Source organism: Micromonospora sp. NPDC023966 (genome assembly GCF_040639095.1).
Classification (GTDB): domain Bacteria; phylum Actinomycetota; class Actinomycetes; order Mycobacteriales; family Micromonosporaceae; genus Micromonospora.
The window spans coordinates 365,765-380,859 of record NZ_JBEZZJ010000001.1 but is presented as its reverse complement, the minus strand read 5'-3'; the positions used below and the strand labels follow the sequence as shown (position 1 = coordinate 380,859).

The following is a 15,095-nucleotide window of genomic DNA, read 5'->3' as shown; positions in this document are numbered from 1 at the left end:
ATTCACAGGCTAGCGAACCCGACCCCTCTCGGGCTTCGCTTCTCCCGAACCGCCGCGGTGGGAGAGCCCCTGGGACGTGCGAAGGCCGGCGCGGCCCGGGGTGGGGCGCGCCGGCCTTCGGGTCGGCGGGGAGGGGTCAGCGGTCGGGGGTGCGGCGGGGGCGCCAGACGACGAGCGCGGTGGAGGTGCGGTTGGTGGGAACGAGGTCGCCGCGGGAGAAGCCGCCCAGCGACTCCAGCTCGGCGATCCGGCGGTACGCGGCGTCCAGCTCCGCCTCCAGCCGGGCCACCCGCTGCTGGGCCTCCTCGAGCAACCGTTCCAGATGGATGATCCGCTTGACCCCGGCCAGGTTGATCCCGTCGTCCTGGCTGAGCCGCTGCACCTCACGGAGCAGCACCACGTCCCGGACGCTGTACCGGCGACCGCCGCCGGCCGCCCGGCCGGCCTGCACCAGGCCCAGCCGGTCGTACTGGCGCAGGGTCTGCGGGTGCATCCCCGCCATCCGCGCCGCCACCGAGATCATCAGGACCTTGGCCTCGTAGGCAGGGTCACCCGAGCCGACGAACTCCTGCGACATCCCCGCTCACCTCCGCTGCCTCGTCACCCGGTCAACTGAATCGACGCACCCGCGCGTCGAGATGTTCCCGCGCGGCCGGCGGGGTCTGCTCCGCGAACGTCTCCAGCGCCGCCCGTGCCTCGTCCGACAATGTCGCGGGGACCACCACGTCGAGGGTGACCAGCAGGTCACCGGCGCGGCCGTCCCGGCGTACGACGCCCTTGCCCCGGGCGCGCAGCACCCGACCGCTGGGCGTACCCGGCGGCACCCGCAGGGTCACCGTGCCGTCCAGCGTCGGCACCCGCAGGTCGGTGCCGAGCACCGCCTCCGCGAACGTGACCGGCACGGTCAGGGTCAGGTCGTCCCCGGTGCGCCCGAACAGCTCGTCCGGGCGGACCTTCACGTGCACGAACAGGTCGCCCGCCGGGCCGCCCCGCTCGCCGGGCTCGCCCCGGCCGGCCAGCCGGATGCGCTGGCCGTCGGCCACTCCCGCCGGGAAGCGCACGTTCAGCGTGCGGGTCTTGGTGACCCCGCCGGTGCCCTGGCACTCCGGGCACTTCTCCTCGACGACGGTGCCCACGCCCTGGCAGTTGCGGCACGGCTCGGAGAAGCTGAACGACCCCTGGTTGCGGGTCGTCACGCCGGCGCCGTGGCAGACCGGGCAGGTCACCGGCTGGGTGCCGGGCTTCGCCCCGTTGCCGTGGCACGTCTCGCACACCCCGGGGGCGCGCAGCGTCAACGGCACGGTGACGCCGCGGACGGCGTCGGAGAAGTCGAGCGCCACCTCGGTCTCGACGTTCCGGCCCCGGGCCGGGCCACGCGCCCGGGTCGCCCCACCGGCACCCCCGCCGGTGAAGATCGAGCTGAACAGGTCGCCCAGGCCACCGCCGCCGAACCGGGCCTCGCCGCCGGCCGCCCCGCCGAACAGGTCGGAGACGTCGAACGGCATCCCGCCCGGCTGGCCCGCGCCGCGGGCGTTGCGCCGGAAGGCACCGGAGCCGAAGAGGGACCGCATCTCGTCGTACTCGCGGCGCTTCTTCTCGTCGCCGAGCACGGCGTACGCCTCGGAGACGGCCTTGAACCGCTCCTCCGCCTTCGGGTCACCGGGGTTGTGGTCCGGGTGCGATTCCCGAGCCAGCTTCCGGTACGACTTCTTGATCTCGTCCGAGGAGGCGGACTTCTCCACGCCCAGCGCGGCGTAGTAGTCCTTCTCGATCCAGTCCTTGGAACTCACCGGTCCACCCCCTTCCACGGGACGTACCCCGGTCGTCCCGCCCGCCCGGTGTGGGCGGGCGGGACGTCACGGGTCGGCACTACTCCGGTTCGGCGACCGCGACCAGGGCGGGCCGCAGCAGCCGTTCGCCGAGCTGGTAACCCCGGCGCATGACCTGCACGCAGGTCGGCTCGGTCACGTCGGCGGAGGTCTGGTGCGCCACCGCCTCGTGCCGGGTCGGGTCGAACGGGTCACCCTGCTCGCCGAACGCGGTCAGGCCGAACTTGCCCAGCGCGGCGGTGAGCTGTTCGGCCACGCTGCCGAACGGGCCCACCAGGTCGCCGTGCTCACGGGCCCGGTCCAGGTCGTCCAGGATCGGCAGCAGCGCGGTCAGCACCGTGCCGGTCGCCTGCTCCTGGACCAGGCTGCGGTCCCGGTCGACCCGCTTGCGGTAGTTGGCGTACTCCGCCGACACCCGCTTGAGGTCGCGGGTCCGCTCGTCCAGCTCGGCCCGGAGCGACTCCGCCTCGGCGCCGAGCGGCGCGGTCGCGGCGGCCTCCTCGCTCGGCTCGGCCGGGGCGTCCACCACCGGCGGGCCGGAGACCGCGGCCTCGGCCTCGATCTCGTCGACCACGACCTCGGCCTCCTCGACCAGCCCCTCGGCGGGCGCGTCGGCCGCGGCGTCGGCGGCCGACGTGTCGGTCGCCGCCTGCTCGGTGGTCTTGCTGATCTTGCGCTTGTCACGGATGACGACCCGCGGCTCCTCGCCGCCGCCCTGACCGGCGGTCGCGGAGCCACCCGACGCCGACCCGGTGGAGCCCGGGTCGGCGGCTCGTGGCTTCTCCGTCATGCGGCTACCTCATCCCTCTGCGGTGCGAAACGTGTCCGGAACCGAAGGTCACTTCTTGTCCTCGTCCACGATCTCCGCGTCGACCACGTCGTCGCCGCCGCCGGCCTGGGCACCACCGGTCGCACCCGCGCCCGGCCCGGCCGCGCCCGGAGCACCCTGCTCGCCCTGCTCGCCCTGCTGCTGCTGCGAGTAGAGCAGCGAACCGGCCTGCTGGGAGACCTGCGCCAGCTTCTCGTGCGCGGCCTTGATCTTGTCGATGTCCTGGCCGCCGAGCGCACTGCGCAGCTCGCCGAGGGCCTCGTTGAGCTGGTCGCGGTTCTCAGCGGGCAGCTTGTCGCCGCTCTCGGCGAGGAACTTCTCGGTCTGCCACTGGAGCGCCTCGGCGAGGTTGCGGGTCTCCGCCTCGTCACGCCGGCGCTTGTCCTCCTCGGCGTGCTCCTCGGCGTCCCGGCGCATCCGCTCGATGTCGTCCTTCGGCAGCGAGGAGCCGCCGGTGATCGTCATCTTCTGTTCCTTGCCGGTGCCCAGGTCCTTGGCGTGCACGTTGACGATGCCGTTGGCGTCGATGTCGAAGGTGACCTCGATCTGCGGCACGCCGCGCGGCGCCGGCGGGAGGCCGGTCAGCTCGAAGGTGCCGAGCTTCTTGTTGTAGGCCGCGATCTCCCGCTCGCCCTGGAACACCTGGATCAGCACCGACGGCTGGTTGTCGTCCGCCGTGGTGAAGACCTCGGAGCGCTTGGTCGGGATGGTGGTGTTGCGCTCGATCAGCTTGGTGAAGATGCCGCCCTTGGTCTCGATGCCCAGGCTCAGCGGGGTCACGTCGAGCAGCAGGACGTCCTTGACCTCACCCTTGAGCACACCGGCCTGGAGGGCGGCGCCGACGGCGACGACCTCGTCCGGGTTGACGCCCTTGTTGGGCTCCTTGCCGGTGAGCTGCTTGACCAGGTCGGTCACGGCCGGCATCCGGGTCGAGCCGCCGACCAGGATGACGTGGTCGACGTCCGACACCTTGATCCCGGCGTCCTTGACGGCCTGCTCGAACGGGCCCTTGCAGCGGTCCAGCAGGTCCTGCGTCATCCGCTGGAACTCGGCGCGGCTCAGGGTCACGTCGAGGTGCAGCGGGCCGGCCGAACCGGCGGTGATGTACGGCAGGTTGATGTTGGTGGTGGTGGCGGCGGACAGCTCGATCTTGGCCTTCTCGGCCGCCTCCTTGAGCCGCTGCATGGCCATCTTGTCCTGGGACAGGTCGATGCCGTGCTCGCCGCGGAAGGTCTTCACCAGGTGGTCGATGATCCGCTGGTCCCAGTCGTCACCACCGAGGTGGTTGTCACCGCTGGTCGACTTCACCTCGATGACGCCCTCGGCCAGCTCCAGCAGCGAGACGTCGAAGGTGCCGCCACCCAGGTCGAAGACCAGGACGGTCTGCTCCTTGGAGCCCTTGTCGAGGCCGTACGCCAGCGCGGCCGCGGTCGGCTCGTTCACGATCCGCAGCACGTTGAAGCCGGCGATCTCACCGGCCTCCTTGGTGGCCTGCCGCTGGCCGTCGTTGAAGTAGGCCGGCACGGTGATCACCGCGTCGGTGATCTGCTCACCCAGGTACGCCTCGGCGTCCCGCTTGAGCTTCATCAGCGTGCGGGCCGAGATCTCCTGCGGGGTGTACTTCTTGCCGTCGATGTCGACGGTCCAGTTGGTGCCGATCTCCCGCTTGACCGAGCGGATGGTCCGGTCCGGGTTGGTCACCGCCTGGCGCTTCGCGACCTCACCGACGAGCACCTCGCCGTTGCGGGCGAACGCGACGATCGAGGGCGTCGTCCGGGAGCCCTCCGCGTTGGCGATGACGGTGGGCTCACCGCCCTCGAGAACGCTGACGCAGGAGTTCGTCGTGCCGAGGTCGATGCCGACCGCACGTGCCATGTTCGCTTCCTCGCTTCGTAACGGTGAGCAGGTCAACGGGCCTGCCCGGCGGGTCGCCCGCAGCGACCGCACCACAAGTTGAGTGAACTTGACTCAATAGTGCCACGCGACCGGCAATCCGCAAGTCGAGGTTGAGCCGACCCGACGCAACCCGACCGTTATTACCGTCCGGTTGTCTTACCTTGCGTCGGTCGGGCACGCTTTAGCGGTGACGACGCACGGCGATCCCGCCACCCATGCCGGCGCGCCCGCCGTCGCAGCCCGCACCGGACCCGACGCCGGTCAGGATCCGCCCGCCGAGGCCGCGGCGGGTCTGCCCGCCGCGCTCACCGGCCTGCGGGCCGCGATCGGGGCGGCCGGGTTCCCGCTGGCCCTGCCCTCGGCCGAGCCGGCCCGGCGCACCGCCGCCGGCCTCACCGACCAGCTCGACGACTACCTGCTGCCCCGGCTCGCCCGCCTCGACGCCCCGCTCCTGGTGGTGGTCGGCGGCTCGACCGGGGCCGGCAAGTCGACGCTGGTCAACAGCCTGGTCCAGGCGCGGGTCAGCGCCGCCGGGGTGCTCCGCCCGACCACCCGCTCGCCCGTGCTGGTCTGCAACCCGGCCGACGCCGCCTGGTTCCGCCAGGGCGAGCTGCTGCCCGGCCTGACCCGGACCACCGAGCCGAGCGAGAACCCGGGCACCCTCCAGCTGGTCACCGCCCCGGCGCTCCCGGCCGGGCTGGCCTTCCTCGACGCGCCCGACATCGACTCGGTGGTCGACGCCAACCGGGCCCTGGCCGGGCAGCTGCTGGCCGCCGCCGACCTCTGGCTCTTCGTCACCACGGCTGCCCGCTACGCCGACGCCGTCCCGTGGGAGCTGCTACGCAGCGCCCGGGCCCGGGGCACGGCCGTCGCCATGGTCCTCGACCGGGTGCCCCCGGAGGCGGCGGACGAGATCGCCGCCCACCTGTCGGAGATGCTCGCCGCGCAGGACCTGGGCGCCGCGCCGCTGTTCGTCCTGCCGGAGACCTGGGTGGACGGGCAGGGGCTGCTCCCCGACAAGGTCACCGCCCCGCTGGCCGCCTGGTTCGCCCGGCTCGCCGGCGACGCCGAGGCCCGCTCCGCCGTGGTCCGGCAGACCCTCGACGGCGCGCTGGCCGCGCTGCACCCCACCGTGGACGCGCTGGCCGACGCCGCCGACGAGCAGGTGGCCGCCGCCGACGCGCTGGACGAGCGGGTCCGGGCGGCCTACCGGGGCGCGGAACGGACCGTCGACCAGGGCCTCAAGGACGGCCGGCTGCTCCGCGGCGAGGTGCTCGCCCGCTGGCAGGAGTTCGTCGGCACCGGCGAGTTCTTCCGCACCCTGGAGGCGCGGATCGGCCGGATGCGCGACCGGGTGGTCGCCGCGGTCACCGGCCGTCCGGCCCCGGCCGCCGAGCTGCGCAACGCCATCGAGTCCCAACTGGTGACGCTCCTGCGCGGGGTGGCCGCGGAGGCAGCGGAGAACGCGTACACCGGGTGGAAGGCGCACCCGGCCGGGGCGGCGCTGCTCGAACCGGAGCTGGCGCACGCCTCGGCCGACCTGCCCGAGCGCGCCGAGCGGCTGGTCCGCGACTGGCAGCGGGGCGTGCTGGAGCTGGTCCGGGAAGAGGGTGGCGACCGCCGCTTCGTGGCCCGCACCGCCGCGTACGCGGTCAACGCCACCGGCCTGGCCGTCATGATCGCGGTCTTCGCGGCCACCGCGTTCATCCCGACCGGGCTGGAGGTCGCCACCGGCGCCGGCACCACGGTCGCCGCGCAGGCGGTGCTCCAGGCCATCTTCGGCGACCAGGCGGTCCGCAACCTGGCCAGCAAGGCCCGGGTGGACCTGCTGAACCGGATCGGCGCGCTGCTGACGGAGGAGGCCGACCGGTTCCTCGCCCGCACCGCCGAGGCGCGCCCGGCCGCCGAGGCCGGCGCCGCGCTGCGCCGGGCGGCCGGCGAGGTGGAGAAGGCCCGGCACCGCGCCGGCCTCTCCGGTACGCCGGGCCCGGCGTTGCCCGCCGCCGACCAGGGCGGGCGCGCGTGAGCAACATCGTCGGCCGGATGCGGGAGGCGTTCCGCGGCGGGCAGCGGGTCGATCCCGACGTCCTGATCGCCCGCCTCCAGGCGGTCCAGCGCTTCCTCGGCGCGGTCGACGGCCAGGTGCCCGACGCCCAACTGGTCGCCGCGCACACCGTGGTCGAGCGGGCCGGCACCCGGCTCGCCCTCTCCGGCCACCACACCGTGGTCGCGCTGGCCGGGGCGACCGGCAGCGGCAAGTCGAGCCTGTTCAACGCCCTCGCCCGGCTGGACCTCTCCCCGGTCGGCGTCCGCCGGCCGACCACCGGGGTGGCGCACGCCTGCGTCTGGGGGCAGCTGGACGGCGCGTCCCGGCTGCTCGACTGGATCGGCGTGCTGCCCCGGCACCGGTTCGTCCGGGAGAGCCCGCTGGACGGCGACGACGAGTCCGCCCTGCACGGCCTGGTCCTGCTGGACCTGCCCGACTTCGACTCGGTGCAGCGGGGCCACCGGCTGGAGGTGGACCGGCTGCTCGGCCTGGTCGACCTGGTGGTCTGGGTGGTCGACCCGCAGAAGTACGCCGACCGGGTGATCCACACCAGCTACCTGCGCGAGTTCCACCGGCACAAGGACGTGACCGTGGTGGTGCTCAACCAGGCCGACCGGCTGCCCCCGGCCGAGCTGCCCCGGGTCCTCGGCGACCTGCGCCGGCTGCTCGACGCCGACGGGCTCGAGGGGGTGCCGCTGCTGCCCACGGTGGCGGTGGACCCGGCCGGGCTGGACGGGCTCCGCGCCGAGCTGGAGCGTACGGTCGCCGAGCGGCAGGCCGCCCTGCGCCGGCTGTCCGGCGACGTCGACGCCGTGGTGGCCGGGCTCGAACCGCTGGTCGGGCCGGAGCCGCCGCGTACCGGGCCGGGTGACGCCTCGGCACGGGAGCTCACCACGGCGCTGGCCGGCGCGGCCGGGGTGCCGACGGTGGCCGAGGCGGTCGAGGGCGCGTACCGGCACCGGGCCGTCGGCAGCACCGGCTGGCCGCTGGTCCGGGGCTGGCGGAAGCTGCGGCCGGACCCGCTGCGCCGGCTGCACCTGCCCGGCGGGGGTGCCGACGCGCCGGCCGAGAGCCTGGTCGCGGCCACCTCCGTACCCGATCCCACCGCCGCGCAGCGCTCGGCGCTCAACCTGGCCATCCGCGCGGTGGCCGATCGCTCCGCCGCCGAGCTGCCGGCGCCCTGGCCGGCCGCGGTGACCGCCGCGGCCCGGTCCCGGCTGGCCGACCTGCCCGACGCGCTGGACCACGCGGTGGCCGCCACCGACCTGGGCATGGACCGGCGGCCGACCTGGTGGCGGGTGGTCGGCGCGCTCCAGTGGCTGGTCACCCTCGCGGCGCTGGCGGGGCTGGCCTGGCTGGTGCTGGGCTACGCGCTGCGCATCCTCGGTCTGCCCGCCCTCGATTACCCGGAGCTCGGCGAGGTGCCCTGGCCCACCGTGCTGCTGCTCGGCGGTCTGCTGGCCGGGCTGCTGATCGCGGCGCTGACCCGGCCGGTGATCCGGTGGGCGGCGCGGCGCGCCCGGCGCCGGGCCGAGCAGCGGCTGCTCACCTCGGTGGGCAGCGTCGGCGAGAAGCACGTGCTGAACCCGGTCTGGGCGGTGCTGGCCCGCTACGCCGAGGCCCGTGAGGCGCTGCGGGAGGCGGCCCGGGGCTGAGTCCCGGCGCGGAATGCCCGGCGTGCTGACCGGTGTCGGGGCGGGCCGGGCGGCGTAGGGTCGGTGCATGGCCACGCCACAGACCCCCTACGAGGCGGTGCTGCACGCCGCTCGCGACGTGACGAGGCTCGACTCCGCCCTGGACGCGGAGATGCTCGGCGCCGCGCTGCTGGGCAGCGTCTACGCCGTTGCCGAGACCGACCGCGAGAACGCCGTCCGCGAGTTCGTGGCCGGCTTCCTCACCGCCACCTCGCGCCGCCGCAGCGCGGCCGCCACCACCATCCGCGCCGTCTTCGCCGCCCTGGTGCCGGACGCGGCGGGCGCCACCCGGGTCCGCCCCGGCGCGTACGCCCCGGCCTGGGCCGGCCAGCTCGGCCGGGTGCACCTCACCGGCGCCTGGTCGTACGGCGACGTGTTTGGCGACCAGACCTCCTACCTGGCCACCTTCGCCTACGACGACGACGAGGGCGGGGCGGAGCACGCCCTGGTGGCCCTCGTCGACCACAACATCGGGATCACCAAGGACGTGTTCGTGGGCGGCCCGGCCGCCCGGATCGTCGAGCAGGCCCGGGAGATCTGCACCGAGGACGAGTTCACCTGGTTCCGCACCGAGGACCCGGCCCGGATGCGTGCCGAGGTGAGCCGCCACCTGGCGGTCACCGACGACCTGGGCGAGCTGCCCGCGCAGGGGTCACTGGCCACCGACCGGGCGCTGGTGGGCGCCCGGCTGGGCGTGCTGCCCGCGCCGGCCCCGGCGGCGACGGCTGACGTCCCGCAGCTCACCGACGAGGCGCGGACCCGGCTGATCCGGGCCTTCCTCGCCTCGCCCGAGGCGGTCCGGTTCGGCCTGGACCGGGTGGCCGACGGGGAGCTGGCCTCGCTGCACTTCTGCCTGGGGCTGCTGCTGGACCACGCGGCGAGCTTCCCGGACGCCGACCCGATGCGGTGGAGCCCGACCGTCGCCGAGCTGTTCCTGCTCGACTGGGTGCACCGCCGGGCCGTGCTGGACATGGACGACGCGGCCATGCTGCCCCGGGTGCTGCGCGGCTGGGCGGCGTACGCGGCCCGCCAGCGGGGTCTGCCGGCGGCGGCCGCTGCCCGCACGGACGGGGCGATCGAGGAGATGATCCCCGAGTTCGCCCGGCTCTACAGCACCGGCGAGCGGCGCAGCCCGGCCACGGCCGCGGTCGCCCAGCTCATGGCGGACGGCGTCGACCCCGACGATCCGGCCGCCCTGGACGCCTGGATCGAGGCGAACCGGCACCGTCTGAGCGACGAGCAGGCCTGACCCGCCCGCCGGTGAGGTCCTACCGGCGGGCGGTGGCCGACGCCGTGGCGCTCGGGTGCGGGTCGTGGCTCGGGCGCGGACGCGGGCTGAGCGTCGGCGTGGGCGGCTCCGACGGCATCCCGGTGGGTGCCGGCGTGCCGCCCGGCGGCGCGGTCGTCGGGTCCGGTTCGTCGGTCGGTGACGGCTCGGTGGTCGGCCTCGGCTCCGTGGTCGGCTCGGACCAGGTGCCGGTGGGCTCTGCGGTCGGGCTCGGGGTCGGCTCCGGGGTGGCCGGGTCGGACGGGGACGGTGACGGCGAGGGCGGCGACGGGCGCGGCGGACCGACCGGTCTGGTCCGGGTGGGCGCCGGTGCGGGCACCGGCCTGGGGGCGGGCGGGCGGGACCGGTGCCGGGAGCCGAGGTCGCTGTCGTCGGGCAGGGCCGGCGCCGCGGGCGGCGCGGTGGTGGCCCCCGGGCCGGGAACGGGCGTCCGGGTGGGCGGCACCGGGGACTGGGTCCCCTCGGGCAGCGGGATCACGACCGGACCGACCGAGGGGGTCGGGATGAACGGGGTGCTGCTGTCCGGCAGGGCGCTGTTGCCCACGGTGGCCGACCCGGTGCTGATCGCGGCGAGGATCGGCATGGAGGCGGTGCCGGCCAGCAGCGCGACGGTGAACAGGTAGCCCCGGCTCGGGCCGCCGAGGCCGTGCGCGCGGTGCGCGCCGACCACCCGTCGGTAGGCCGATCGCGGCACCGCCCGGTGCCGGCCGAGGAACGGGGAACCCGGGGGACCCTCTGACGGCTCGGACACCGGCACACTCCTCGTACGCGTGGACAGGGCGGGATCCCGGCGCAAACTAAACGGACAAATGCCGCAGAGGAATCCTGCATCAGCTTGGACCAGTGACAGTCAGTTCACCAGCCGCCACAGCGTGTCGACACACACATTGTCCGTCCTCCGAGGACGACTCACCAGACAAATGCGTCTATCCGTCGTGAACGAGACGGAACGTCACCGGTGGAGGAGGCCATACTGTGGGCCCGCTCACCTCCTCTGCAATCATTCAGGCACGACGGCAACGCAGCCGCCACCTCCGCGCACCCCGCGGCTGGTGCGGTACGGCGCCGGCGCTCCCGGGTCGGGCTCCTCACGGGACCCGGCTCACGCCGCGCGGCAACCCTCACCGGGGCTAGGCGCGGCCGCCAGGGACCGACCCGGCACCAGCCGGATCGGGCGCACGATGTGCGCGGCACGGGTCACCCCCCGGCGCCGGCGCAGACCAGACAGGGAGAGACGGATGGCAAAGGGCGACCCCGGGGCCGCCACCCGCAGCAGGCGGGCGGCACCCCGTACCAAGCGCGCCGCCGCCACGGGCGAACCGGAGCTCGTGCAACTGCTCACGCCCGACGGCGAGCGGATCGAGAGCGCGCTCGGCCCCGACGGGACCGAGTACCGCGTCGACTTCACCGACGAGGAGTACCGCGGGCTCTACCGCGACCTCGTGCTGGTCCGGAAGCTCGACGCCGAGGCCACGGCGCTCCAGCGCCAGGGCGAGCTGGGCCTCTGGGCCAGCCTGCTGGGCCAGGAGGCGGCGCAGGTCGGCTCCGGCCGGGCGCTGCGCACGCAGGACATGGCCTTCCCGACCTACCGGGAGCACGGCGTCCTCTACTGCCGGGGCATCGACCCGATCATGCCGCTCGGCCTGTTCCGCGGCGTCGACCAGGGCGGCTGGGACCCGAACGAGTTCAAGTTCAACATGTACACGATCGTCATCGGGGCGCAGACCCTGCACGCGACCGGGTACGCCATGGGTGTCGCCATGGACGGCAAGACCGGCGGCGACGACGGCGAAGCGGTGATCGCCTACTTCGGTGACGGCGCCACCAGCCAGGGCGACGTCAACGAGGCCTTCGTCTGGGCCAGCGTCTTCAACGCCCCACTGGTGTTCTTCTGCCAGAACAACCAGTACGCCATCTCGGAGCCGCTGGAGCGCCAGACCCGCGTCCCGCTCTATCAGCGGGCCGGCGGCTTCGGCTTCCCCGGCGTGCGGGTGGACGGCAACGACGTGCTGGCGTCGTACGCGGTGACCCGGCACGCGCTGGACAACGCGCGGCACGGCCAGGGCCCGAGCCTGATTGAGGCGTACACCTACCGGATGGGCGCCCACACCACCTCGGACGACCCGACCCGCTACCGGATCGCCAGCGAGGTCGAGGCCTGGCAGGCCAAGGACCCGATCGCCCGGATGAAGGCGTTCCTGACCAAGCAGCAGATCGTCGACGAGTCGTTCTTCGCCGAGGTCGACGAGCAGGCCCGCGCCGAGTCGGTGCACCTGCGGGAGCGCGTGCTCGCCATGCCCGACCCGGAGCCGGTGACCATGTTCGACCACGTCTACCCCAACGGGTCCCCGGAGCTCGACGAGCAGCGGGCCCAGTTCACGAAGTACATGGAGTCGTTCGAGGGGAGCGCCCACTGATGGCCACGGAGACGCTCACCCTCGGCAAGGCCCTCAACGCCGGCCTGCGCAAGGCCCTGGAGAACGACCCGAAGGTCGTCATCATGGGCGAGGACGTCGGCAAGCTCGGCGGCGTCTTCCGGATCACCGACGGCCTGCAGAAGGACTTCGGCGACCAGCGGGTGATCGACACCCCGCTCGCCGAGTCCGGCATCATCGGCACCGCGGTCGGCCTGGCCATCCGCGGCTTCCGGCCGGTCTGCGAGATCCAGTTCGACGGCTTCGTCTACCCGGCGTACGACCAGATCGTGTCGCAGGTGGCGAAGATGCACTACCGCTCGCAGGGCAAGGTACGGATCCCGATAGTGATCCGCATCCCGTACGGCGGTGGCATCGGCGCGGTCGAGCACCACTCGGAGTCGCCCGAGGCGTACTTCGCGCACACCGCCGGCCTGAAGGTCGTCAGCTGCGCGAACCCGCAGGACGGCTACTCGATGATCCAGCAGGCCATCGCCTCCGACGACCCGATCGTCTTCCTGGAGCCGAAGCGGCGCTACTGGGAGAAGGGCCCGGTCGAGCTGGACGCCCCGCTCGCCGAGGCGTACCCGCTGCACGCCGCCCGGGTCGCCCGGCCGGGCACCGACGCCACCGTGCTGGCGTACGGCCCGATGGTGCGCACCGCCCTGGACGCGGCCACCGCCGCCGCCGAGGACGGCCGGGAGCTGGAGGTCATCGACCTGCGCACGCTCTCCCCGCTCGACCTGACCGCCGCGTACGAGTCGGTGAAGCGCACCGGCCGCTGCGTGGTCGTCCACGAGGCCCCGGGCAACCTGGGCCTCGGGTCGGAGATCGCCGCCCGGGTCACCGAGGAGTGCTTCTACTCCCTGGAGTCCCCGGTGCTGCGGGTCACCGGCTTCGACACCCCCTACCCGGCCGCCCGGGTGGAGGAGGAGTACCTGCCCGACCTCGACCGGGTGCTCGACGCCGTCGACCGCACCTTCGGCTGGTGAGCGGCATGTCACGGATCAAGGAGTTCAACCTCCCCGACCTGGGCGAGGGCCTGACCGAGGGCGAGATCCTCGCCTGGCTGGTCAAGGTGGGCGACGACATCGAGCTGAACCAGCCGATCGTCGAGGTGGAGACCGCCAAGGCGGCGGTCGAGATCCCGGCGAAGTGGGCCGGCCGGGTGCAGGCGATCTTCCACCCGGAGGGCGCCACGGTCGAGGTCGGCAGCCCGATCATCGCGATCGACACCGACCCGAACGCCGGGCCGATCGAGCAGTCGACGACCGGTGCGCCGGCCGCCGACCTGCCCACCCCGTCGGCGGCCTCGCTGGCCGCCGTCGAGGTCGCGCCGGAGGAGGGCATGGTCGAGCCGGGCCTGATCGGCGGCGTGGCGCCGGGCGGGCGTACCGCCGTGCTGGTCGGCTACGGCCCGCGGAACGCGCCGGCCAAGCGCCGCCCGCGCAAGGGCGGCGTCCCGGTCCAGGCCGCGGCGGCCCCGGCCGCTCCGGTCCAGCCCGCCCCGGCGCCGCCCGCGCCGTCGGTGAACGGCAACGGCCGGGCGACCGGCCCGGTGCTGGCCAAGCCGCCGGTCCGCAAGCTCGCCAAGGACCTCGGCGTCGACCTCGCCGCGCTGACCGGCTCGGGCCCGCTGGGCTCGATCACCCGGGAGGACGTACAGCGGGCGGCGGCGGCCCCGGCGGCGGCCGAGCCGCTGACGGTCGCGGCGCAGGCCCCGGCCGCCGCGAGCTTCGGCGCCGACCGCGAGCAGCGCATCCCGGTCAAGGGGGTACGCAAGCTCACCGCGGAGAACATGTCCCGCTCGGCGTTCACCGCCCCGCACGTCACGGAGTTCCTGACCGTCGACGTGACCCGGGCGATGAAGGCGCTGGACCGGCTCCGCGAGCGGCGCGAGTGGCGGGACGTGCGGGTCTCGCCGCTGCTGCTGGTCGCCAAGGCGGTGCTGCTGGCGGTCAGGCGCCACCCGATGGTCAACTCGACCTGGGCCGGCGAGGAGATCGTGGTCAAGGACTACGTGAACCTGGGCATCGCGGCGGCCACCGAGCGTGGCCTCATCGTGCCGAACATCAAGGACGCCGGCCGGCTCTCGCTGCGCGAGCTGGCGGACGCGATGACCGACCTCGTCCAGACGGCCAAGGCGGGGAAGACCTCGCCGGCCGACATGACCGGCGGCACGCTGACCATCACCAACGTCGGCGTCTTCGGCGTCGACACGGGCACCCCGATCCTGCCCCCGGGCGAGTCCGCGATCCTCGCCTTCGGCGCGGTCCGGGAGCAGCCGTGGGTGCACAAGGGCAAGGTCAAGCCGCGCCTGGTCACCACCCTGGGTCTCTCCTTCGACCACCGGATCATCGACGGTGAGCTCGGGTCGAAGTTCCTCCGCGACATCGGGGACTTCCTGGCCGATCCGGAGGCGGCGCTGCTCGCCTGGACCTGACGGGTCCATCGCACCAGGCCACGGCCGGTGTGCCACGGGTGAACGCCCGGCACACCGGCCGTTGCCGTTGGCGGACGAAACCTCGGCTCGCGACAGCCGTTGACCTACGATCCTTAGGTACGTGGTTCAGCTCACCTAATAATCGATGGAAGTTGGGGGCGTTCTGCGGTTGAATAGAGGCATCAAGGGGCTGACAACCGAATAGCCAGGAGGAGAGACCCAGATGAGCATGATCGAGCGAATCCGCAACCGCCGCGACGCCAACCGCCGCGCCCGTGCCATCGAGCACGCGCTGCGTTCCGCCAACTCGCCCGCGGTCCGCGAGGAGCTTCTCGCCATCGCCCAGCGTCACATGAGCTGACGCTCCCCTACTTTCCTCACCTCCTCCAGTTCGAAGACCCGCCCGGGGCGCACCGGGCGGGTCTTCGGCGTTTCAGGTCGATTGACACCGGGATTCCACCTCGCCGCACCGCCCGGTACGGTGGGTCTCGGTCGCCAACCGGCCGCCCCCGGACCGATCGCCTCGAAAGCAACCGATCGATATCGTCCGGTGACGGCCAGTGACGGCCGGTGCTCCCCCGGGCGCCTCCGGGCGGCCACCGGATACGGTGCGGGGAGCCCGCACGGCCGGTACCCGCCGGCGACGCCGGCAGCC

The 15,095-nt window shown here is 73.8% G+C and carries 12 protein-coding genes; 8 read left to right on the top strand and 4 right to left on the bottom strand.

Features of this window, described 5'->3' with window-relative positions:
• Window positions 1–136 precede the first annotated feature (136 nt).
• From AB0F68_RS01800 to dnaK, 4 genes are all read right to left on the bottom strand, one after another.
• Window positions 137–577 (bottom strand): MerR family transcriptional regulator, encoded by a 441-nt coding sequence (locus AB0F68_RS01800; RefSeq protein WP_357332112.1) that lies wholly within the window; start codon window positions 575–577, stop codon window positions 137–139.
• 31 nt (window positions 578–608) lie between these two features.
• Entirely contained in the window at window positions 609–1,790 is a 1,182-nt protein-coding gene (dnaJ, locus tag AB0F68_RS01795; RefSeq protein WP_357332110.1) for a molecular chaperone DnaJ, read from the bottom strand.
• 79 nt (window positions 1,791–1,869) lie between these two features.
• Window positions 1,870–2,619, bottom strand: a complete 750-nt coding sequence (gene grpE, locus AB0F68_RS01790) for a nucleotide exchange factor GrpE (protein WP_357332108.1) — start codon at window positions 2,617–2,619, stop codon at window positions 1,870–1,872.
• 48 nt (window positions 2,620–2,667) lie between these two features.
• The gene (dnaK, locus tag AB0F68_RS01785) at window positions 2,668–4,533 is read right to left on the bottom strand and encodes a molecular chaperone DnaK (protein WP_357332106.1); all 1,866 of its coding nucleotides are present in this window, start codon (window positions 4,531–4,533) and stop codon (window positions 2,668–2,670) included.
• A 208-nt stretch (window positions 4,534–4,741) separates the two neighbouring features.
• Here dnaK and AB0F68_RS01780 point away from each other — a divergent pair, with 208 nt between their 5' ends.
• The 8 genes from AB0F68_RS01780 to AB0F68_RS01745 all read left to right on the top strand — a co-directional run bounded on the left by AB0F68_RS01780 (window position 4,742) and on the right by AB0F68_RS01745 (window position 14,801).
• Window positions 4,742–6,580 carry an ABC transporter gene (locus AB0F68_RS01780; protein ID WP_357332104.1) on the top strand — a complete coding sequence of 613 codons (1,839 nt, stop codon included), beginning with the start codon at window positions 4,742–4,744 and terminating at the stop codon, window positions 6,578–6,580.
• A 17-nt stretch (window positions 6,581–6,597) separates the two neighbouring features.
• The gene (locus AB0F68_RS01775) at window positions 6,598–8,256 is read left to right on the top strand and encodes a GTPase (protein ID WP_357332864.1); all 1,659 of its coding nucleotides are present in this window, start codon (window positions 6,598–6,600) and stop codon (window positions 8,254–8,256) included.
• Window positions 8,257–8,323: 67 nt separating this feature from the next.
• On the top strand, window positions 8,324–9,544 hold the full coding sequence (locus AB0F68_RS01770; RefSeq protein ID WP_357332101.1) for a hypothetical protein: 1,221 nt from the start codon (window positions 8,324–8,326) through the stop codon (window positions 9,542–9,544).
• A gap of 11 nt (window positions 9,545–9,555) precedes the next feature.
• Complete coding sequence (locus AB0F68_RS01765) at window positions 9,556–10,206, top strand: hypothetical protein (protein ID WP_357332097.1); 651 nt, start codon at window positions 9,556–9,558, stop codon at window positions 10,204–10,206.
• Between the two features lie 615 nt (window positions 10,207–10,821).
• Window positions 10,822–12,000, top strand: a complete 1,179-nt coding sequence (gene pdhA / locus AB0F68_RS01760) for a pyruvate dehydrogenase (acetyl-transferring) E1 component subunit alpha (RefSeq protein ID WP_357332094.1) — start codon at window positions 10,822–10,824, stop codon at window positions 11,998–12,000.
• Window positions 12,000–12,989, top strand: coding sequence for an alpha-ketoacid dehydrogenase subunit beta (locus AB0F68_RS01755; protein WP_357332091.1), 990 nt, complete (start codon window positions 12,000–12,002; stop codon window positions 12,987–12,989). The genes pdhA and AB0F68_RS01755 overlap by 1 nt, the downstream gene beginning before the upstream one ends.
• A gap of 5 nt (window positions 12,990–12,994) precedes the next feature.
• Window positions 12,995–14,440: a dihydrolipoamide acetyltransferase family protein gene (locus AB0F68_RS01750; protein WP_357332863.1), complete on the top strand. Its 1,446-nt coding sequence runs from the start codon at window positions 12,995–12,997 to the stop codon at window positions 14,438–14,440.
• A 223-nt stretch (window positions 14,441–14,663) separates the two neighbouring features.
• A complete protein-coding gene (locus AB0F68_RS01745) occupies window positions 14,664–14,801 on the top strand; it encodes a hypothetical protein (protein WP_165823299.1) in 138 nt (45 codons plus the stop codon).
• The last annotated feature ends 294 nt before the right edge of the window (window positions 14,802–15,095 follow it).